The organism is Cupriavidus sp. YAF13, from assembly GCF_052113425.1.
GTDB lineage: Bacteria > Pseudomonadota > Gammaproteobacteria > Burkholderiales > Burkholderiaceae > Cupriavidus.
Genome location: NZ_JBFRDD010000020.1, coordinates 76,564 through 99,073, shown reverse-complemented (window position 1 = coordinate 99,073; position 22,510 = coordinate 76,564). Strand labels below are relative to the sequence as shown.

Genomic DNA, 22,510 nt, shown 5'->3' with positions numbered 1-22,510 from the left:
GCGCGTCCGGAAGGGATATGTGGATCGTGGTTGTGCCCATGGCGCCCAGTGTATGCAGTTCGGCGAGGATTGCCAAACGAAGCGGGTGCGCATGGGGGCGCAATGACTGCAAAAAGGTGGGGGCGGCTACGAAACCTTTCCAGATTGCACAGGTGGGCCGCGCCGAAGCACGGCCCACCTGCGTACCGCTTCCAATCAGAAGCGGTGACGCATGCCCACGCCAAAGCTGTCGCCGTGCGACTGGTCGCTCAGCTTGTCGTAGAAGTACGCGGCATACACGTCGGTGCGCTTGGACAGGTTGTAGTCGTAAGCGAGGCCGGCCGTGTTGCGCTTGAAGTCCGCGACGCTGTTCTTGGTCTTGTCGTACGCATAGGAGACCAGCACGTTGCCGTTGCCCACCGGGATCGAAGCGCCAACCTGGCCATTGGTGTGCTTGATATCGCCCGTGGCGTTGTTGACGTCGCTCTTGATGTACTGGCCCTGCGCGAACAGCTTGACCACCTTGAAGTCGTAGCTCACGCCGACCTGCACGGCGTTCTGCTTGTCGAAGCCAGCCAGCGCCGTGGGCGCGGTCACGTCTCCCGGGGTGCTGTTGAACTTGACCTGCTGGAAGGCTACGGTGGCGCCGAAGTTGCCGTTGAAGTAGAGCACGTTGCCGCCCCACTTGTTCTTGCCGACGCTGCCTGCCTGCTCGCCGAACGAGTAGATCGCGTTGGCGGTCAGGCCGCCAACGTTCGGCGTGGAATACACCAGCGAGTTGCTCCAGCCCGAGTCGCCGATGATGCCCGGGTCATAGACGCGGCCATTGCTGGCCGAGAAGTAGGTGTGGAAGATCGCCGGCGAGAACACATAGGAGTCCACCAGCGGGTTGAACAGGATGGTCGAGATGAAGTAGGGCGTGGTGTTGCGCCCGAGCTTCACCGTGCCAAGCGTTGCGCTCTGCAGGCCGACAAAGGCGTTGCGGGTAAACAGCGCATCGCCGTCGAAGCGGCCTTGCTTGCCGGTGTCCGGGCGCAGGAAGCCGTTCAGGTCGAAGATCGCCTTCAGGCCGTTGCCAAGATCCTCGGTGCCCTTGATGCCGAAGTACGAGGTTTGCATGCCGCCGCTGTTGACGCCGTAGGCGCGGTCCGCACCGCCGGCCTTGGTGGCGCCGACATAGGCATCAACCATCCCGTAAAGCGTGACGCTGGATTGCGCCATGGCGTTGCCGCAGATCAAGGCTGCTGCCATGACTGCCAGTTTCACGACCGGCTTGAATTTGTGTTGCATAAAGACCTCCATGGTTGACCCGTTTTCTATCGTTGCTGGCTCTGTCGCATTCACTGGGCACGACAACACCCCTCCGGGGGCAAGCCCCGGCTATCTAAAAACGCGTGCTCTTGAAATGGCTGGCGCGGGATGGCGCCGGTACGCTAGCGCCGCTGGCTCATGCTTGCTGCCAGCTCACATGCGCGGCCACCACCTGCCAGCCTTCGGGCAGCCGCACCCAGCTCTGGCTCTGGCGGCCCAGGCGCGGCTCGCCGGCGCGGCGAAAGGCGATATTGGCTACGGCGAAATCGTTGCCGAAGGTGGTGACGCTGCGCTCGGTGATCTCGCGGGCGAGGCCCTTTGCCGGGCGCGCCGCGCGGAACGCGCGGATGGCCTCGATGCCGTAGAGGTTTTCGCCCGCGCCGTAGCGCAGCGTGTGCGGGCTTTCCCAGAACAGCCGGTCGAGCTCGGCGACGTCGTTGCCGACCAGCGCCCGTTCATAGGCATCGAAGGCGGCTTCCACCTCGGCGAGGATGGCGGGATCGTTGATTCTCATCTTGCTTTCGTGGATATCCGTGGCAGCGTGGCAGCCCGGTGATGTCACGCTGCGTGACTGCGATGGATGCAGTTTGCGGCAATTCGATTGCATACAACCAGCACTTATTTCTTCTCATGGCGCACGCAAATTGTGTGCACTCGCTGTTGCATGTGCCGGCTCGCCATGCAAGGCCCGGCCACGCATCACGCAGCCTCGGCCAACGGCTGGTGCAGCCCGCTCAGCGCGGCCTTCAGGTGCTCTGCAAACGCCGCCGCCGCTGGCGGCAGGCTGCGGCCCTTGCGGGCGCCCAGCACCAGCCGGCCGCCGCACAGCTCGGGGTCGGACAAGGGCACGGCAATCAGCGTGCCCTGGCGCGTCTCGCGCAGCGTGCCGGCCTGGAACTGGAAGCAGATCGCGCCGGTCTGGCGCGCAAAGCTCTTCAGCATCTCCACCGTGGTGGCTTCCAGCATCACCCGCAGCGACAAGCGGTTGCGCGCGCAGATCGCCTCGATCAGCCGCCGGCTGCCAAAGCTCTCCGGCCCGAGGGCCACGGGATAGGGCTGGCAGTCGGATAGGCGCAACGTGCGCCGGCTTGCCAGCGGATGGTCCGGGCGCATCATCGCGCAGAATGGTTGCGCGGACACCGCCAGTTCGTGCAGGAAGGTGGTCGGGGGCGGGTCGTGTGCCAGCAGCAGGTCGGCCTCATCCTCCTTGAGCGCGGCCAGCAGGTCGCCGGAGTTGCCCACCGCCACGCGAAACTGCACGCCGCGGTGGGTGGACTGGTAGCGGCCGATGACTTCAGGCAGGAAATCGGTGGCGACAGACTCGACCGTCGCCACGCGCACGGTGCCCCGTACCAGCCCACGCAGCTGCTCCATCTGCGCGGCGGCCGAATCCAAATCCGCGAGGCTGCGGCGCACGGTGGCGATCAACACCTCGCCGGCGGCGGTCAGCCGCACGCCGCGGGGCAGGCGCTCGAACAGCGCCGTGCCGATTTCCTGCTCGACCTCCAGGATCTTTCGGTTGAGCGCGGTGGAGGCGACGTGGAGTTGCTCGGCGGCCTTGCGGATCGACCCAACGCGGGCCACGGCGTCAAGATAGAGGTAAAGGCGAGGCGGGTGGAGCATGGCGGCGTGCGCTCGGGCGCTAGTGAGAACGATCCGCTCTCACTAGCAAGGATCGTGCACGCGCCAACGCTACGCCGGCAGCCCGGTCCCGGCGACAGGACCAACGCCGGGACCAACGTCGGGACCAACGTCGGGACCAACGCCATGGCCGCTGCCATGGCGGGGCAACGCGACCTGGCAGTAGAGCTGGCGCAGCGCGCCCAGCGCCGACGCCCGGTCCTGCTCCGTGACATCCCCCAGCATGAGGCCAGCGGCGTGCGGGGCCACCGACATCACAAAGCGCAGGCGTTCAAGCCGGGCCGCTTCAAACGTGGTCAGCCAGGCGCGCGGGCTGGTCTCGCCCGCGGCCAGCGAAGTGGCGATCAGCTCGGCGGCGGCGCAGGCATCCTCGATGGCCTGCGCCACGCCCTGGCCAAGCGGTGGCGCCATGGCGTGGGCGCTGTCGCCCAGGTACATCACCTGCGCATGCGGCTCGGCAAAGCGGATGCCGCACGCCCGCATGCGGTACCAGCAGATGGCATCCACATTGGCGCAGAGCCTATCGATCAGCCAGCCAGCCTGCGGCCCCGGCCTGGCGTGCGCGGGTGTGTAGGCCGCGCGCAGCGCCTGCGAGCCGATGCCCGCGTGCAGCGTTTGTTCGCCGGGGGCGAGCGGCAGGCTGCCGGCGATATTGATCCGTCCGTCCGGCAAGCGAAAGGCCAGCAGGCGGTTAGGGCCGTTGCACCATTGTTCGTAATCGTCGATCCGGCCGGCGCCGGCGTCCGGCACCAGGAGGCGGAACAACAAGGCACCAAGCTGGTGCGTTCGAGGCTGGCCGGCAAACGCGCTTCGGGTGGGTGAGTCGCGGCCATCGGCCGCGATCAGCAGGTCGATGTCGTCAAGCCGGTGTTGTTGGCCATGCTGTTCCCAGACGACGTAGCTGCGTGCCGGATCCTGCGGGCTGGCGCCGCACGCCAGCAGCTTGCAACGGTAACGCACGGCGTTGCCGGCGGCCTGGCGCAGCACGCGGTACAGCGTGGCGCGCAGGATGCGCACGCCGCCATGGTCCGCCACGCGCGTGAGGGGCAGGTCCAGCAGCACCTCGCCGCTGCACAACGACACGCGCCAGTGATCCCAGGGCAGGCCGGCCTCGCCAATGGCGCTGGCCAGCAGCGGGTCGCGCATGTGCAAGGCCTTGATGGCGTTGGGGCCGATCACCAGCCCGGCGCCTGCGTGGTCATCCGGTGCAACCTGCTCCAGGCAGGTGACTTCCAGCCCGGCTTGCATGGCCAGCGCGCGGGCCATGATGCTGCCGGCCACGCCAGCGCCGACGATGACAATGCGTTTGGTGGGGATCCTGGGCGTCATGAGCGTCATGGGCGCCAGTTTGCGCAAAAGGACTGCACGCAACCAGCACCGATTTGGTCTCATGGCGAGCGCGCATTGTGTGCGCTCGGCGGGGAGCGGCGATCAGCCGGAAGCCCGCCCGATCCGCCGAGACTGTTCCTGGCTTAAGGCACGACCGACAAGAACAAGTACGCCGCCAGGATGACCAGGTGCACCACGCCTTGCAGCATGGTGGTGCGGCCCGAGTGCAGCGTCAGTGTGCTGACCAGCAAGGTCAGCGCAAGCAGCACGGTTTCCGTCGGGCCCAGGCCCAGCGTCAGCGGCTTGCCAACCGCGATAAAGACCGCGGCCACGGTGGGAATGGTCAGCCCGATGCTGGCCAGCGCGGAGCCCAGCGCCAGGTTCATGCTGGTCTGCAGGCGGTCGGCGCGCGCGGCGCGCAACGCGGCCAGCCCCTCGGGCAGCAGCACCAGCGCGGCAATCACGATGCCAACCACGGCCGGCGGGGCGCCGGCACTTGCTACCGCCGCTTCCACCGTGGGCGACAGCAGCTTGGCCAGGCCGACCACCGCCACCAGGCATGCCAGCAGCATGCCGCCGCTGGCGAGCGCGATCTTCGCGGGCGGGGGCGGGGCGTGGACGCTTTCGTCGGAGGTGCCTTCGACCAGGAAGTAGTCCCGGTGGCGCACGGTCTGCACAAACACAAAGCTGCCATAGAGCACCAGCGAGGCAACGCCCGCAAAGGCTAGCTGCGACTGCGACAGCATCGGCCCGGGGATCGCGCTGGTGTAGTTGGGCAACACCATGGTGAGCACGGCCAGCGCGGCCAGCACGGCTAGCGCGGCGGTGGCGCCCGGCGCCTGGAAAGCCTGCTCGCGATGGCGCAGGCCACCCACCAACAGGCAGATCCCCACAATGCCGTTACACACCAGCATGGCCGCGGCAAACACGGTATCGCGCGCCAGCCCGGCCTTCTCGGGGCCAGCGGACAGCATCACCGAGACGATCAGCGCTACCTCGATCACGGTCACGGCAATCGCCAGCACCAGCGTGCCAAAGGGCTCGCCCACTTTATGCGCGACCACCTCGGCATGGTGCACCGCTGCAAACACCGAGCCCGCGAGCGCCAGGCCGGCCAGCACCAGCAGCAGCGCCTGACCGGGCACCGCCATGCCTGCCCCGAGGATGGCCCAGGCTGCCAGTGGCAGCCATAAGGTCCAGGCAGGCAATTTATTCGACGTCAATGGCATCCGTTCTCCCTTTCTAGTTAATGAAATGCGTGGATTCAGCTTGATTGTGATGGGTGCGGCATGTCAAGCCTGACGAAAAGTGCCGCGCTCAGCGGGCTTGCTGGCCGTTTTCGCTTTGGCGTCCTATTGTGGTTCAGCTTGGGGCGGCAGCAATGCTCTCGGGCGGCAGCGCGCATGTAAGGCAGTTGCAACAGGGATTCAGTTCCCTGGAATTCGCTTAAATTGAAAGGAATTGGAGGTTTATTTGCTGGAGTTGGCGGGGATTTCGCGTTTTTTCCTGTGTGCCGGAGTCCCAGGGCGCCACAAGTCCTGCACCCGGCCGGCCATTCCAGCGTCGCACCACGGCAGCACAAGCAGCTCCGGACGCGCCGCAAGCGTCCCTTTACCGGCGTGGCGAATGCCGCGCCTTCCCCTTTCGACGATGGAGAATGCTCATGAAAAAGTACGGATCGGCTAAATGGCAAGGCGGCATCAAGGACGGCCAGGGCAGCATCTCGGCAGAGAGCGGCGTGCTCAAGGATGCGCCCTACGGTTTCAAGGCCCGCTTCGAAGGCGGCCCCGGCACCAATCCCGAGGAACTCATCGGGGCGGCCCACGCGGGGTGCTTCTCCATGGCGCTGTCCCTGATCCTGGGCGAGGCCAAGATGGTCGCCGAGAGCATTGCCACCAAGGCCACGGTCACGCTCGACAAGGACGGCGGCGGCTTCACCATCACTGCCGTGCACCTGGACGTGACGGTGCGCGTGCCCGGGGCCGACAAGGCGGCAGTAGAGCAATGCCTGCAAGGGGCCAAAGCCGGCTGCCCGGTGTCCAAGCTGCTAAAGGCGGAGATCACCATGGACGCCAAGGTGGAAACCTGAGCCGGCCACGGCGGGCGCCAGGCCCGGGGGCCGGCGCCCGGTCAATAGGCCAATAGGCCAATAGGTCGGGCGTGGCCATCCTGGCTTCCTATAATGAAGATTCGCCGTCCCGCGCCGCACCTGGCGCGGGACCGCGCGGGCGTTCAATGGACTGAACGCGTCTCCTATATCCAGACCTTCCACGATAAGGCAGACATCATGCATAGCAGTGAAGCAGTCCTGACTCAGGCTAGGGCGGCCATCGCCCACGTGCCTTTCCACAGCCATCCCATCCATCCCACCATTCACCTGCGCCTGAGCGACGGCGCGCTGATTCTCGAAGGCGAAGTCCCCGATATTGTCGACAAGAGCCGCGTTGCCGCGTCGGTACGCCGTGTCGACGGTGTGTCTGCCGTGATCGATCACTTGCGCGTTGCCGATGGCGGCGCGGCGGTTGGCGACGGCGAACTGCGCAATGCCATCTGCGTACGGCTGCTGCAGGCGATCGACTTTCGCAATTGCCGCATCTGCGCGCATGCCAAGGGGAGGATCGAACCCGTGCGCGAAGCCGTTGGCGAGTCCAGCGGAGAGATCGCCATCGAAGTTGTCGACGGCGTGGTGACCCTGCGCGGCCACGTGATCAGCCTGTCGCACATGCGCCTGGCCGGTGTGCTGGCGTGGTGGTCGCGAGGTTGCCGCTGCGTGGTCAACGAGCTGGTGGTGGCCCCGGCCGAGGCCGACCGCGACGACGAAGTCACGGAAGCGCTGAAGCTGGTGCTGGAGACCGACCAGTTCGTCGATGCCGACCGCATCCGCGTGCAGACCAAGGACCGCGTCGTCACGCTCGAAGGCTATGCCACTACCGAAGCCGGCAAACGCCAGGCGGAGCGCGACGCCTGGTACGTGCATGGGGTCGAGGACGTGGTCAACCGCATCGTGCTGAGCAACTAAGCGCCACTCTGCCTGCGTTACTTCGCAGGTTCGCTAGTTCGCAGGTTCGCAGGTTCGCAGGTTCAATAGCCGGATCGGATCATGCCGTGCCCGCCGGGCGCGGCATGTCCTCCACGCGCCAGTAGCGCCGCTGCGAGCGCAGCGCAAAGCGCGCCCGGTAGCTCGACATCGACATCCCCGTTGCCCGCTGGAACAGCCGCCTGAACGCCGCAGCGTCACTGTAGCCGCAGGCTTCGGCCACCGCCTGCGAGCCATGCAGCGTCACCTCCAGCAGGGTCTTGGCACGCTCCACGCGCAGCCCGTGCAGGTATTCCAGCGGCGTCATGCCGCTGACCTGCCGGAAATGCCGCAGCAGGGTCCGCTCGCTCACGGCCGCCGCCTGCGCCACCAGCGCCAGCCGGTACGGCGTATCCACGTTGGCCTGCAGCCAGCGCATGGCGCGGTAGACGGGGCTGTCGGCGGTCTTGCTGAGCCAGCGTTGCGACACCAGCTCGGGCGTGAGCTGCTGGCGCTCGGCCTGGTACAGCAGCATGCGCGAGCAGGTCTGCGCCAGGTCCGGGTCATGCAGGTGTCCCAGCACGCGTAACATGAACTCCGTCTGCAGCGCCGGCGCCACGCAGCCAAACACGCGCTGGTGCAAGCCCATCGGCTCGCTCGCGGAAAAATCGCAGCGCGGATAGCGCTTGGCCATCCAGCTCTGGAAGGTCCACGGTGCGCCCATGCGCGCGCCATCCAGCAGGCCCAGCTCCGCGGGAAAAACGATGCCGCTCGCGCCCGCCGCGATCCATCCGCCCGCCTGCGCGTGCCGCTCCAGCAAGCGCAGCGCCTGGCCCGCGCCACCCAGGATCTCGCCCAGGTGCGGGGCATTGCGTGCAAGCACGCCCGGCACCACCAGCAGCGCATTGCCGTCTTCCGTGGCGCGCCGCCGCCGCGCGGGCTCCAGCCCCAAGGCGGGCAGGGCCAGCGCGCGGCCTGATGGGCCGATCACCGTCCAGCTCAGGTCGCGGTCCGCGTCCGGGCGTTGCAGCCGCGCCACCCCGGCCGCGGCGCGCAGCACATCCAGCGCGCCGAACAGCATGCCGGGCATGGCCTCGGGCAACCACAGCAAGCGCACGTGCAGCGGCACGGGGCGGCTGGCGGAGGGCGGCTCGGGCAGGGCGGTAGTGGCAGAAGAGGCAGAAGAGGGAGGCATGGCGGGATCGGCATTCCAATTGGCGGGATTGATCCTACCTTGCCACGCCCGCAAGGGCTAGCATCGTCGCTCGGCGAACCACCGCCCTAACCACAATAACGATCCAAGCAACAGGAGACTTCATGCAGCCATCCCTGCGCCGACTTACCCATACCGCTGTGGCAGCGCTAGCGCTGGCCTTCGGGGCAGCCGGCAGCGCACGCGCGGCGGACACGCAACTGCTGGACGCCGCCCGCGCGGCCGAGCCCGCGTTGATCCAGTCGCTCAAGGACATGGTGTCGATCGAGTCCGGCAGCACCAATGCGGCCGGCCTGGCGCAAATGGCCAGTTTCACGGAAGCACGCCTCAAGGCGCTGGGCGCGACCACCGAGCGCATCGCCGTGACGCAAGGCCCCGGCACCATGGTCAAGGGCACGCTCACCGGCACCGGCAAGCGCCGCATCATGCTGATCGCGCATATGGATACGGTCTACGGCCCCAACACGCTGGCCACCCAGCCGATCAAGCTGGACGGCAACCGCCTGTACGGCCCCGGCATCGCCGACGACAAGGGCGGCATCGCGGTCATCCTGCATGCGCTGGCCATCCTCCAGACAACCGGGTGGAAGGACTATGCGCAGATCACCGTGCTGTTCAACCCGGATGAGGAAGTGGGCTCGCTGGGTTCCGGCGACACCATCGCCAAGCTCGCGGAGCAGCACGACGTGGTGCTGTCCTGCGAGCCGTCCGCGGGCTCGGTGGTCATGAAGGGCCAGCCGCTGCTGCTGGCCGCGGCCGGCGTCGCCACGGCCACGCTGGATGTGAAGGGCCGCGCCGCGCATGCGGGCGCCGCGCCGGAGCTGGGCCGCAACGCGCTCTATGAACTCTCGTACCAGATGCTGCAAACGCGTGAAGTGGCCAAGGACGTGCCGGGCGCCGCGCTGATCTGGACTCAGGCCAACACCAATGGCCCGCTGAACCAGATCACCGAAAAGGCCAGCGCCGTGGGCGACGTGCGCCTGACCCAGCCCGACGCGCAGGACAAGCTGCAGGCCGCGCTGCAAGCCAAGGTCAGCGCAAGCAAGCTGGTTCCCGACACCGAAACCACGGTCAAGGTCATCTCCGGGCGTCCGCCCTACGTGAGCGATGCGCGCAGCCGCGCGCTGGCGGCAAAAGCCCAGGCGATCTACAAGGAGATCGACCGCGAGCTGACGCTGGTGCCGCAGACCGGGGGCGGCACCGACGCCGGCTTCGCCGTGCGCTCGGGCAAGGCCACGGTGCTGGAGAGCTTCGGCCTGGCGGGCTTCGGATACCACGCCCGCGACGAATACATCGAGATTGACTCGATCGTGCCGCGGCTCTACCTGATGTCGCGCATCCTGCAGGAAATCGGGCGCAACTAAGGCGCTTTGGGCCGGCGGCAGCGCCCTTGCGCTGCCGCCCGCCCGCGCTAGCATCGCCCGGCAGGCATCCCGGCTTGCCTTCGCAACGACCCAATCCTCCACAGGAGACACCATGCCGGAGCTGGGCCGCAATGCGCTGATCGAGCTGGCCTACCAGCTGCAGCAAACGCGCGACGTGGCCAAATCCGTGCCGGGCACCCAGCTCAACTGGACCACCGCGCAGGCCGGCGAGGTCCGTAACCAGATCCCCGAGCACGCCACCGCCATCGGCGACGTGCGCACCACGGTCAAGGATGGCGCAGGCAAGCTGCGGGCCGCGCTGCAAAAGAAGGTGGACGAAGGCAAGCTCGTCCCCGACACGCAAACCACGGTGACCATGGAAATCGGCCGGCCGCCGTTTGTCGCCAACGCGCGCGGCCGCGAACTGGCGCAGCGCGCGCAAGCCATCTACGCCGAGCTCGATGGCCGCCAGCTGGCACTGGCGGAAGGCACCGGCGGCGCCACCGATGCGGGCTTCGCCGGGCGCTCGGGCAAAGCGGTGGTGGTGGAGAGCTTCGGCCTGGCGGGCTTCGGATACCACGCGCGCGACGAGTACATCGAGATCGATTCCATCGTGCCGCGCCTCTACCTGCTCACGCGCATCCTGCAGGAAATCGGGCGTAGCTGATGCAGCCCCCGGCTTGTGCGCTAAAGGATCGCGGACATCTGCCGTTAATGGAGGTAGTGTGGGAGATAGTCTGAATTCCGTTCTTAGTGAAATGTATCTATTCTGATAATTCCTATTGATTCAGACGCCTAGGACTAGGATTAGGACTGTCTTAGTCCTATTCTTAATCCTATTCCTAATCCTGGGCGTTACCTTTTATCCCGGCGTCAATAACACGCCGCGCGTCTGTTTTTCAATCCCCCTTCAGTAGGTCAAAGCGCGCCCTGCGCCGCGCCATTTCCCGTAATGCCGCTTGCTGCCGTCGATTGGCGGTGAGCGGCGGTGCGCAATGCCCGCTCTTGCGTGCTCGCAATACCCCTCTATTCGTACGTGTCCGATTGACCGCATCGCCGTCATCATTAAATATTGTCAATACATGCGAAGAGAGTGACGGTTGTCGCCAGTCATTCCGGCAAGGGTGCCAGTCATCAGGCAAGCACCGCTAATTCAGGGTCTATCCAATTATGAACAAGGGCAGTTTCCGTCTGGTCTACAGCAGGCATCGCGGGATGCTGGTCGCCGTTGAAGAATCGGCCGCCAGCATCGGAAAAGGACAGCAAGGCGGCGCACGCGCGCAACGGCGCAGCCGCCGGGCAGGGCAAGGCCGGGCAGCTATTGCATCGATGGCATCGATGGCGGCCGCGCTGCCAGCCATGCCGCGCGCGCGCTTTGCTTCGTTTGCCTCCTCTGCCTCGCTTGCCCTGCTTGGGCTGGCTGCCCCGGCCACGGCCCAGATCGTGGCGGACCCCAATGCCGGCGCCAACCGTCCCGGCGTGATCCAGACCAGCAACGGCCTTGCGCAAGTCAACATCACGCGGCCCTCGGGCGCGGGCGTGTCCACCAACGCCTACACCCAGTTCGACGTGCCCAAGGGCGGCGCGATCCTCAACAACTCGCCCACCATCGTCTCGACCCAGCAAGCCGGTTTCGTCAACGGCAACCCCAACCTGCTGCCGGGCCAGAACGCGCGCATCATCGTCAACCAGGTCACCAGCGCGCTGCCCAGCCAGTTGCGCGGCTACCTGGAAGTGGCCGGCGGCCGGGCTGAAGTGGTGGTAGCCAACCCCAACGGCATCATGGTGGACGGTGGTGGCTTCATCAATACCAGCCGCGCCACACTGACCACCGGCGTGCCCGTGTATGGCGGCACCGGCAGCCTCGACGCCTTCCGCGTCACCGGCGGCCAGATCTCGGTGCAGGGCGCCGGGCTGAACGCCGGCAACGTCGACCAGGTAGACCTGATCGCCCGCAGCGTCACCGCCAACGCGGCCATCTATGCCAACAACCTCAACGTCATCGCCGGCGCCAGCCAGGTGGACCGCGCCACGCTGGCCGCCACGCCCATTGCCGGGACCGGTCCCGCGCCGGGCATCGGCATCGATGTGAGCCAGCTAGGCGGCATGTACGCCAACAAGATCCTGCTGGTCGGCACCGAGGCTGGCGTGGGCGTCAGCAACCGCGGCGTGCTGGCCGCGCAGGCCGGCGACCTGACGCTCAGCGCGCAAGGCCGGCTGGAACTCGCCGGCAAGACCAGCGCCACCGGCAACCTCGCCATCGCCGCGCGCGGTGGCGTGGAGAACAGCGGCACCACCTACGGCGCACAGGCGGTTTCGCTCGATACCGCGGGCGTGCTGAGCAACAGCGGCACGCTGGCGGCGCAGCAGGGCTTGCGCGTCAATGCGGGCAGCGTGGTCTCCAGCGGCACGTTGGGCGCGGGCGTCAATGGCGACGGCGCGATCGGCCAGCAGGCGGACCTGAGCGTGGTGGCGGCCGGCACGCTGTCGGCCAGCGGCAAGCACCTTGCGGGCGGCAATGCCAGCCTGCAGGGCACGGCGCTGCAGCTCGCCGGCAGCCAGAACGCGGCGCTGGGCAACCTCAGCCTGGCCGCCAGCGCGGGCGACATCAACCTGAGCGGCGCCAGCAGCCAGGCGGGCGGGGCGCTCAGTGCCAATGCCAGCGGGGCGCTCGTCAACGACCGGGGACAGTTGACCAGCCAGGGCACCACCATCACGGCCAGCAGCGTCTCCAACCAGGGCGGACGGATACTGGCGCAGGGCGCAGCCACGCTGCAGTCGGCCGGCGCCGTCAACAATCAGCAAGGTGAGTTGCAATCGGGCGGCGCGCTCGCCGTCAACGCCGGCTCGTTGGACAACAGCGCGGGCCGCCTGGCCTCGCTCAATGCAGACGGCCTGTCTGTCACCACCACGGGCATGCTGGCCAATGCCACCGGCACCACGGCCAGCGGCGCCAAGGGCGGCGTGATCGGCGGCAACGGCACTGTGCGGCTGAAGGCCGGCGCGCTGGCCAATGCCGGCGAGATCAATGCGCAGGCCAACGCCAGCCTGGACGCCGGGTCGCTGGACAACAACCGGGGCAGTGTGGCGGCGGGCGATGCGCTCACGGCCACCGTGGCGGGCGCGGCCAGCAATCGCCAGGGCACGATGTCGGGCGCCACGCTCAATCTGACGGCGGGCTCGCTCGACAACACCACGGGCCGCATCGAAGGCGATCTGGTTGGCATCCGCACGGCGGGCGGCCTGGCCAACCGCGGCGGCGCCATCAACCAGTTCGGCAAGGCCGACACCAGCATCAGTGCGGGTGGCGTCCTGGACAACACCTCGGGCACGCTGGCCACCAACGGCAAGAACCTGGCGGTGGACGCGCAGTCGCTGTCCAACGACAGTGGCCGCGTCGCGCACGCGGGCGACGGCACGCTGGCCGTGACCAGCCGTGGCGCGCTGGGCAATGCCGCGGGCACCATCCAGACCAACGGCGCGCTGGACCTGCGGGCCGCCGGCGCGGTGACTAACACGGCCGGCCGGATCGARGCCGCCGGCACGCACGGCGCACTGTCGCTTGCCGCCGCGAGCGTAGACAACACCGCCGGGCGCATCGTCAATGCGGGCGACGGCTTGACCCGGGTCCAGGCGCAGCAAGCCTTGGTCAACGCCAATGCGGGCCGGATCGGCGGCAACGGCAGGGTGGAGCTGGCAGCCGGCACGCTGGCCAATCATGCACAGATCACCGCCAAGGGCGATGCCAGCCTGGATGCACAGTCGCTGGACAACGGCCAGGGCAGCATCACGGCGGGCGAAGCGCTCACGGCCACTGTGTCGGGCGCGGCCAGCAATCGCCAGGGCATCCTGTCCGGTGGCATCGTCGACCTGTCGGCGGCGTCGCTGGACAACGCCGCCGGCCGCATCGACGGCGACCAGGCCGGCATCCGCACCACGGGCAATTTGTCCAACAACGGCGGCGCCATCAACCAGTTCGGCAAGGCCAATACGGTCATCAACGCGGGTGGCGCCTTCGACAACACCGCGGGCACGCTGGCTACCAACGGCAAGAACCTGACGGTGGACGCGCAGTCGCTGGCCAATGACGGCGGGCGCATCGCGCACGCCGGAGACGGCGCCCTGGCGCTGACGAGCCGGGGCGCGCTGGGCAATACAGCCGGCGCCATCCAGAGCAACGGCACACTCGCCGTCCAGGCGGCCTCGCTGGACAACACCCGGGGCAACCTGTCCGCGCAAGGCGCCGCCAGTGTTACTACCACGGGCGCAGACCTGGTCAACCGCCAGGGCACGCTCTACGGGCAGTCCGGCCTGTCGCTCACCAGCCAGGGCCAGGTGGACAACACCGGCGGCACGGCGCAGACCAGCGGTGATTTGTCGGTCGCTGCCGGTGGCACGCTGAGCAACGCCGGCGGCACGCTCACCGCCAACGGTGCGCACGGCAAGGCCACCGTCTCCGCATCCGGCATCGACAACCACGGCGGGCGCCTTGCCAACGCGGGCGACGGCGCCACCACCATCACCGCCGCCGGCGTGCTGGACAACACCAGCGGCACACTCGGCGGCAACGGCGACGTGACCCTCGCCGCCACCGATCTCGTCAACGCAACCGGCGCGCAGATTGCCGCGGCCGGCGCGCTCACGCTGGGCGTGACCCGCAGTGTGGACAATCGCGGCGGCAGGATCTACGGCGCCAAGGGCCTGACCCTCAACCAGGCCAGTGCCAAGCTCGCCAATGAAGGCGGCAACGTGCTTGGCGGCACCAACGTGCAGCTCACCCTGGCGTCCATGACAAACCAGGGCGGCGCGGTACGCGCCAACCAGGACGTGGGCGTATCCAGCCTCGGCGGCACCGTCAGCGGCAGCGGCGAGATGACGGCGGGGCGCAACCTCTCGCTCAACGTAGCGGGCGACTATCTCAACGACGCCGCCAACAAGCTGCGCGCCGACGGCGACCTGCAACTCCGTGCCAGCGGCGCGGTAACCAACACCGGCACGCTGGCGGCCGGCGGCAGCCTGGCCGTGCGCGGCGCCAATGTGAACAACGCCGCCGGCGCCGGCATCAATTCGCAGGCCACCACCGTCCAGGCCGACGGCACCATCACCAACGCCGGACGCATCGAAGGCAATGCCGTCAACACCATCAGCGGCGCACTGGCCAACACCGGCGCCGTGATCGGCAACACCGTGCAGGTGCGGGCAGCGGACGTGAGCAACACCGGCCCGGCCGCCGTCATCGCCGCCGCGCAGGACCTCAAGATCCATGCGTCAAACTCCGTCTCCAACCTGGACGGCGCGCTGATCTACAGCGCCGGCAACCTGCAGATCGCCCGCGACGGCACGCGCGACCCGGGCACCGGCATGCTGGCCAACCAGGTCGGCGTGCTCAACAACCGCTCGGCAACGATTGAGGCAGACGGCGATATCGACATCGCCGCGCGCACGGTCAACAACACGCGTACCAGCATCGTCACGGAGGCGGGCACGCCGCAGACCACGACGACGCAGACGCTCTCGCTCTGGCTCGCCGGGCTGGGTGACGGAGAAACCAACGGTCACATGAGTGCCACGTTCCCCGGATGGACCTGGCGCGCTACGGCGGCAAGCATCAGCGGGGACATGGTCAACGCGCTGCGCGCCCCGGTCACCCTGGAAGTGCCAAAGACCAACGTGGTCAATCTCAATACCACGGCCAAGACGCTTTCCTTTACGGAGCCGCCCTTCGAGACCTACGGCGGCTACAGCGGCCCGATCTGCAACGACAACGGCTGCACCGGCGGAGACGGTCCGGGCGGGCGCCCGTTTGCCACCAACCCCACCCAGTACTACCAGGACATCCAGGACACCGGCACCACCTACAGGATCACCTTCTGGCCCGACTGGGATCCCGCCAAGCACCTCCGCCCGGACCAGGTGCGCGTGCGCTACGACCTCGGCCCGGACGTTCACGACTACAGCGAGACCTCCCGCACCACCGTCACCACCGTTGCCACCGACCGTCTGGTCAGCGCCACCGCGGCAGCCCGGGTCCAGGCCCAGGGCTCGATCCGCATCAACAGCGACGGTGGCAGCATCCTGAACCAGTCGTCCATCATGGCCGCCGGCGGCAATCTGTCCCGGCGCGCCGCCGGCGGCGGGGTACAGGACGTTGGCACGGTGCTCCAGCAGACGGTCAGCACCACCGACACCTCCACCTTCTACTGGCACCAGAAATCAGGCGGCAACAGCGATACGCAAACGGTGCCGTATCCGACCACGCCCCAGGCGCCCACCACGGTCGCCGCGCTGCCGGCCCTTGCCACCGCCAACCAGGCGGTGCAGACCACCGCGCAGGACATCACCGTCGGCTCCGTCAACCGCGTCGGCCAGACCGTCACTGCCAGCGGCGTGGCCGGCGGCAGCGCCTCCGGCACGCAGCTTGGCAGTGTCGCGGGCACGGCCGGCGCCGCGCCAACCCTCGGCGCCGGCCCCGTCGCCGCCGCCACCGGCACCACCAGCCGCCCGCAGACGCTCGGCACCGCCGCCGGCGGCATTCCCAACCTGACGCTGCCCGTCAACGGCCTGTTCACGCTGCGCCCGGCCCCGGCCACGCCCTACCTGATCGAGACCGACTCACGCTTCACCCAGTACAAGGCCTTCCTCTCCAGCGACTACATGCTGGGCGCGCTCGGCCTGGACCCGCAGCAGGTGCAAAAGCGCCTCGGCGACGGCTTCTATGAAGAAAAGCTCGTCCGCGACCAGGTCACGGCACTAACCGGCCGCACCTTCCTGGCCGGCTACACCGACCAGTTGAAGGAATACCAAGCCCTGATGAACAGCGGCGTGACCTACGCCAAATCCTTCGGCCTGTCCCCCGGCGTAGGCCTGTCCGACGACCAGATGCGCCAGCTCACCACCGACATGGTCTGGCTGGTAGCGCAAGACGTGACGCTGCCCGACGGCACGCATCAATCGGTGCTGGTGCCCAAGGTCTACCTGGCGCAGTCCAACGCCGTCGACCTCAACAGCACCGGTGCGCTTGTCACCGGCAACAGCGTGGCGCTCAACGCCACCGGCAACGTCAACAACAGCGGCCGCATCGTCGGCGACGTCGCCACACAGGTGCTTGGCAACAACATCGTCAACCGCGGCGCCATTGGCGACACCACCGGCACCACCGTGGTACAGGCGCTGCAGGACGTACGCAACCTGGGCGGGCGCATCGGCGGCCAGGACATCCTGGTGCAAGCCGGGCGCGATGTGGTCAACGAAACGCAGACCGTCACGGAAGTTCGCACGATCGGGCCCAACGGCTACAGCGCGGGCGCCACGGGCGTGGCCGCGGTTGCGGCCATTTCGGCAACCGGCAACGCCGTGGTGCTGGCCGGGCGCGACGTCTCCCTCAGTGGCGCCGTGCTCGAAGCCGGCAAGGGCGCACTGATCGGCGCCGGCCGCGACCTCACCATTGGCGCGCTCACCCTCGGCACCACGCAGGACGCCGTCTCGCGCGGCGGGCAAAGCTATTCCCACGACAAGACCAGCACGGTGGCCGGCAGCACGGTGCAGGCAGGCGGCAATGTGGTGGCGGTGGCCGGGCGCGACGCCGCGCTGGCGGGGTCCAAGGTGGGGGCGGGCGGCGATGTCTCCCTGATCGCCGGGCGGGATCTCACCGTCACGGCGCTCAAGGACACCACCGCCCACAGCGAAGGCTCGCTGGGCGGCAAGGGCGCGTCCTACACGCAGTCCGCCTATGACGAAACCGTGCGCGGCAGCACCGTCCAAGGCGGCACCAGCGCCACCCTGGCAGCCGGGCAAACAACGCTGGCAGCCGGCCTGCTGGAAGCCAACGGCATCACCGCCGCGCCGGTCACAGGCACGGGCAGCGTCACGCTGACCGGCTCGGAAGTCAGCGCCGGCAAGCCCGGCGTGAGCGGCGTGAGCGGCATGAGCGGCATGAGCGGCATGAGCGGCTCCGGCGTCAGCATCGTCGCCACCCAGGACATCACCATCGGCGAAGCCCGGGAAGTGCACGACGCCAGCTACGACGGCCGCAGCAGAAGCAGCGGCCTGCTCTCACGCAGCTCCAGCCACGACCAGACCAGCAGCCATGCCGACCTTGGCGTCGGCAGCCTGGTCAGCGGCGACACCGTGCGCGTGACTGCCGGCAACGATCTCACCGTGCGCCAGAGCGGCATCGCCGCCACCGACGGCGTGTCACTGGCCGCCACCAAAGGCAACGTGCTGATCACCGCCGGCCAGAACACCCGGGAAGAAAGCTACGCGCACGAGCAGAAATCCTCCGGCCTCTCCGCCTTTGCCGGCAAGGGCGGCATCGGCGTCTCGGCAGGCAGCAACCAGGCCAACAGCGCCGGGCACGCACTTGCCGTCACCCAGAGCGATGCGCGCAGCACCGTGGGCGCCACCAACGGCAATGTCACCATCAGCGCCGGGCGCGACGCCACCATCCTCGGCAGCGACCTGATCGCCGGGCGCAAGGAAGGCAACACCACCGCCGGCCATATCGACATCCAGGCGCAGAACATCGCCGTGCTGGCCGGCGTGGACCACATCAGCCAGGAAAGCAGCCAGAGCAGCCGCTCCAGCGGCCTGTCCATGGCGCTCACCGGCACGCCGCTCGACACGGCGCGCAACCTCCAGGACATCCAGCGCAACCCCAGCGCCGTCACCCGCGCCAAGCAAACGCTCAATGAACTCGGCGCCGCCGCCTTCACCGCGCCGCAGGTTGGCATCACCTTTGGCAGCAACCGCAGCAGCAGCCAGGTGGAGACCGAATCGATCTCCCAGAAGGGCAGCCAGCTCACCGCCGCCGGCGATATCCGCCTGCGCGCCACCGGCAACGGCGACAAGGACGCCAACGGCAAAGCCACCGACGGCAATATCCTGATCGCCGGCAGCACCGTCAGCGCCGGCGCCGCCGCCATCCTCGACGCCCAGCGCGACGTCCTGCTGCAAGCCTCCACCGACAGCTACCGCGAAGCCACCAGCTCCAGCAGCAGCGGCTGGAGCCTGAGCACCGCCGCGCCATCGCTTGGCGACATCGGCCGCTTTGTCGGCGGCGGACCCAACAACGGCGGCGTCACCATGCTGCCGTATGGCAACCAGAAAGCCAGCGCCAGCGGCGATGCCAGCGCCACCCGGCAAAACGCCACGGTGGTCACCGGCAACACCGTCGCCGTCAAGGCCCGCAGCGGCGACATCACCATCGCCGGCAGCGGCCTGTCCGCCGAAGGCGACCTCACGCTAGCCGCGCTGCAAGGCAAGGTCGACATCCTCTCCGGCCAGGACAGCAAGACCAAGCGCACCGACAGCAGCAGCCGCCAGATTGGCGACCTGGGCGGCACCGGCTACACCGGCACCGTCGGCATCCGCACCGAATCCCACCACCTGGACACGGCGCAGACCACCGAGAACACCATCCGCAGCCAGGTGGTCAGCCAGAGCGGCAACGTCACCATCAGCGCCAAGGACGACCTCACCGCACGCGGCGCCGACATCGCCGCCGGGAAAGACGTCACGCTGATCGGCAAGAACGTGGTGCTTGACCCCGGCAAGGACACCGCAAACAGCCACCAGGTCGACAAAACCAGCCAGTACGGCGTCACGCTCGCCCTGTCCGGCTACGCGGTGACCGCCGCGCAAACCATCGAGAACGCCGCCCGCGGCATGGAAGACAGCAAGAACGACCGTCTGCGCGGGCTCTACGCGGCGCAGGCCGCGCTCGCGGTCGCCAACGGCGTCAGCACTGTCCGGGACCTCGCCAGCGGCGGCACCGGCGGCACCGCGCTGATCAAAGCCACCGTCAGCATCGGCGGCGGCAGCTCCGAGTCCGAATCCCGCAGCCAGGCCAGCGCCAACCAAGGCACCACCGTCAAGGCCGGCAACGCCGTCACCATCGTCGCCGCCGGCTCCGGCGGCGAGGACGCCAACGGCTACGCCGCCGACGGCGACATCACCGGGCGCGGCGTACAGATCGACGGCAAAACCGTCACCCTCAGCGCCGCCCGCGACGTCAACCTGGAAAGCACGCAAGACACCGCCAGCCAAAGCAGCAAGAGCGGCGGCAGCAACGCCAGCATCGGCGTGGGGCTGGCACTTGGCGGACAGCAAAACGGCTTCACGCTCGAACTCGCCGCCAGCCAGAACAAGGCCAAGGGCGACGGCGACTCCGTCACCAACCACAACAGCCATGTCAGCGCCAGCGACCAGCTCACCATCACCAGCGGGCGCGACACCAACCTCAAGGGCGCACAAGTTACCGGCGACACCGTGCGGGCAGACGTGGGGCGCAACCTCAATGTGGAAAGCCGGCAAGACACCGACAACTACCACAGCCGCGAATCGTCATCCGGCTTCCAGGCCAGCCTGTGCGTGCCCCCGATCTGCTACGGCACCACGGTCAGCGGCAGCGTCAGTGTATCGAGMGGCAACACCGACAGCACCTACAACTCGGTCAGGGAGCAAAGCGGCATCTACGCGGGCAATGGCGGGTTCCAGGTCAACGTCAAGGAGAACACGGACCTGAAGGGCGCGGTGCTGGCCAGCACGGCAGACGCTGGCAAGAACAGCCTCACCACCGGCACGCTGACCACTAGCGATATTGAGAACAAGGCGGAGTACAGCAGTAGTTCTTCCACCATTGCCGGCAGCTTCGCCGTCGGCAAGAGCATGCCCGACGTCAAAGACGGCGACACCCTGATCAAAGCGCACACCGAGTGGGGCAACGGGAACTTGCTGCAGAACGGCGTCAACTCCCTGGCAGCCACGGCAGCAGGCAATGCGCAAAAGCCGATCGAAGGCAATGCCGCCGGCACTACCAGGAGCGCTATTGCCAATGGCACGGTGACCATTACCAATGCCGAGGCGCAGAAGGAGAAGACTGGCAAGACGGTGGAAGAAGTGCTTGCCAGCTTGAATCGGGATACGGATGGCGCTAACCAGGCTCTCGATAAGATTTTTGATGCGAAGAACGTAAAGGAGCTGCAGGAGGAGAACAAGGTCCGGGCCGAACTGGTGCAGCAGTTGGCGCCGATGGTTTATGACAAGATCGGTGACATGCTGGTGGGCTCCTCGCCCGGCACCAAGGCCGCTGTTCACGCTCTGGTGGGCGGTCTGCTTGCCCAGGCGGCGGGTGGCAGCTTCGCTGCGGGCGCAGCAGGTGGAGCGGCGGCCTCGCTGGCAATGGAGGCTTTTGGTAAGGCGCTCCTCGATCAGCCGGGCCTGAGTGAGAACGATCGTAAGGCGTTGGTGCAGTTGGCTGGGCTGGTTGTTGGTGGGGTGGCGGGTGGCGCGGCAGGCGGGTCGGTTGCTGATGTCGCTGCGGGTGCGAATATTGGGAAGGTGGCGACGGAGAATAACTACCTGAACCATGAGCAGAAGGATGCCCTGGCTAAGGAGCTCCTGAAATGCCAAGGCGAAGCCACTTGCGTTACCCGAACCGTTAGCAAGTACCAGAACGTCGACCAGCAACAGCATGCCGACGCGCAAAGTTGTAGTGACCCGACGCTCTGCAAAGACGTCAGCCTGGAGGCGCGGCGTGGTGGTGGTTTTGACCGGAATGACGCAGCCTTCTTGTGCGGTGGCGTGTCGTCTTGCGAGAGTTATCTGACAAACCTAGGTTCGCAGAACAAAACGGATGAGTTCTCAGCGTTGAGACGTGCAGAGCAAGTACAGATTGCTCTAGAGAACGCCGTTACTAAGGGTACTCTTGTCGACGCACTAGACACTACGATGGTGTCCGGTGCCTCCTTCGGTACCGGAGGAGGTGCGATTGCCGGTGCGACCGCGGGCCGTAAGCCGGCTAATTCTGGTGGCACGTCAGCCGGCGGCGGGCAGCAAGGCCGCATGAGCGGCGTCGCAGATCTTTTTGACAAGACCAGCCCCGTGAACGAGATTTCGCTGAATGGCAAAAGATACACTGCAACTGCGGATAGCAACAAGGCTGGTACTACGAAGGTGTTTGACACTAGCCGTTTGCCGAATACGCAGCTTGAGTCCCAAGCGCGCGCATTCGTTGATGACCTGACTGGCGGGGTGCCATTGAGCCCGAAGGGTAACCCGCCTCAGGTTTGGACGACGACGCTGGCTGACGGCACGACGATCAACTTAAGATCTGTTTCAAGCTCAACGGTGGGTACAAGTGGAAATCAGGCTAGGTGGACTGTGGACGTCATCAATAATCCATCGATCCAGGCGGTTGTTCCTCGGCCACGTATCGAAATCAAATTCAAGTAGGAGGATTCATGCTGTCGGATGCGCAGTACGACTTTATTGCTGATGGATGCGAGGACATGGAGCTCGATGCCATATGGGACTATTTCTCGAAGCCATTTGGTAGCCCATTCTTGCCCCTTGATCTCCGCACATTTGAGGATCGACGGGACGCATTTCTGTGGGTATTGGAGCGCCTATTGAGGGAAGGGCGCATTGTCTTGATAAGGTTGGGGACTCAATCTTCAATCGGCGGGGACATAAGCGATCAAGTCCGGAGATTCCTTGAGGCATTTCCTAAGACCGATGGCGAGATGGATGGGGGTCTTTGGTTCTTTTCCCCTAGCTGTCCAGGTGGGGCCGCTTGGCAAAGAAGATCATAGGTGCAGTAGATGAGCCTATGTCGAGATAACGTACATCCCGGAGTCCGGTCCGTTGTCAAGATTACTT

The 22,510-nt window shown here is 67.0% G+C and carries 10 protein-coding genes and 1 pseudogene; 5 read left to right on the top strand and 6 right to left on the bottom strand.

Annotated features, from left to right (window positions below):
- Nucleotides 1-195: 195 nt before the first annotated feature.
- The 5 genes from AB4061_RS17825 to AB4061_RS17805 all read right to left on the bottom strand — a co-directional run bounded on the left by AB4061_RS17825 (nt 196) and on the right by AB4061_RS17805 (nt 5,489).
- Nucleotides 196-1,269 (bottom strand): porin, encoded by a 1,074-nt coding sequence (locus AB4061_RS17825; RefSeq protein ID WP_441636013.1) that lies wholly within the window; start codon nt 1,267-1,269, stop codon nt 196-198.
- A gap of 157 nt (nt 1,270-1,426) precedes the next feature.
- Entirely contained in the window at nt 1,427-1,804 is a 378-nt protein-coding gene (hpxZ, locus tag AB4061_RS17820) for an oxalurate catabolism protein HpxZ (RefSeq protein ID WP_183032697.1), read from the bottom strand.
- 185 nt (nt 1,805-1,989) lie between these two features.
- Nucleotides 1,990-2,913 (bottom strand): LysR family transcriptional regulator, encoded by a 924-nt coding sequence (locus AB4061_RS17815; RefSeq protein WP_441636011.1) that lies wholly within the window; start codon nt 2,911-2,913, stop codon nt 1,990-1,992.
- A 69-nt stretch (nt 2,914-2,982) separates the two neighbouring features.
- A complete protein-coding gene (locus tag AB4061_RS17810; RefSeq protein WP_441636009.1) occupies nt 2,983-4,269 on the bottom strand; it encodes an FAD-dependent oxidoreductase in 1,287 nt (428 codons plus the stop codon).
- 134 nt (nt 4,270-4,403) lie between these two features.
- Complete coding sequence (locus AB4061_RS17805; protein ID WP_441636007.1) at nt 4,404-5,489, bottom strand: calcium:proton antiporter; 1,086 nt, start codon at nt 5,487-5,489, stop codon at nt 4,404-4,406.
- A 434-nt stretch (nt 5,490-5,923) separates the two neighbouring features.
- Here AB4061_RS17805 and AB4061_RS17800 point away from each other — a divergent pair, with 434 nt between their 5' ends.
- On the top strand, nt 5,924-6,349 hold the full coding sequence (locus AB4061_RS17800) for an OsmC family protein (RefSeq protein WP_441636005.1): 426 nt from the start codon (nt 5,924-5,926) through the stop codon (nt 6,347-6,349).
- Between the two features lie 198 nt (nt 6,350-6,547).
- A complete protein-coding gene (locus tag AB4061_RS17795; RefSeq protein ID WP_183032701.1) occupies nt 6,548-7,279 on the top strand; it encodes a BON domain-containing protein in 732 nt (243 codons plus the stop codon).
- Nucleotides 7,280-7,358: 79 nt separating this feature from the next.
- Here AB4061_RS17795 and AB4061_RS17790 read toward each other — a convergent pair whose 3' ends face one another.
- Nucleotides 7,359-8,471 carry a GlxA family transcriptional regulator gene (locus AB4061_RS17790; protein WP_441636003.1) on the bottom strand — a complete coding sequence of 371 codons (1,113 nt, stop codon included), beginning with the start codon at nt 8,469-8,471 and terminating at the stop codon, nt 7,359-7,361.
- A gap of 122 nt (nt 8,472-8,593) precedes the next feature.
- Here AB4061_RS17790 and AB4061_RS17785 point away from each other — a divergent pair, with 122 nt between their 5' ends.
- The 3 genes and pseudogenes from AB4061_RS17785 (at nt 8,594) to AB4061_RS17775 (ending at nt 22,084) form a co-directional block, all read left to right on the top strand.
- Nucleotides 8,594-9,853 carry a M20/M25/M40 family metallo-hydrolase gene (locus AB4061_RS17785; RefSeq protein ID WP_441636001.1) on the top strand — a complete coding sequence of 420 codons (1,260 nt, stop codon included), beginning with the start codon at nt 8,594-8,596 and terminating at the stop codon, nt 9,851-9,853.
- 64 nt (nt 9,854-9,917) lie between these two features.
- Nucleotides 9,918-10,520: pseudogene (locus AB4061_RS17780) on the top strand (M20/M25/M40 family metallo-hydrolase); the annotation flags it as partial.
- 548 nt (nt 10,521-11,068) lie between these two features.
- Complete coding sequence (locus AB4061_RS17775) at nt 11,069-22,084, top strand: hemagglutinin repeat-containing protein (protein WP_441635999.1); 11,016 nt, start codon at nt 11,069-11,071, stop codon at nt 22,082-22,084.
- Nucleotides 22,085-22,510: the final 426 nt, after the last annotated feature.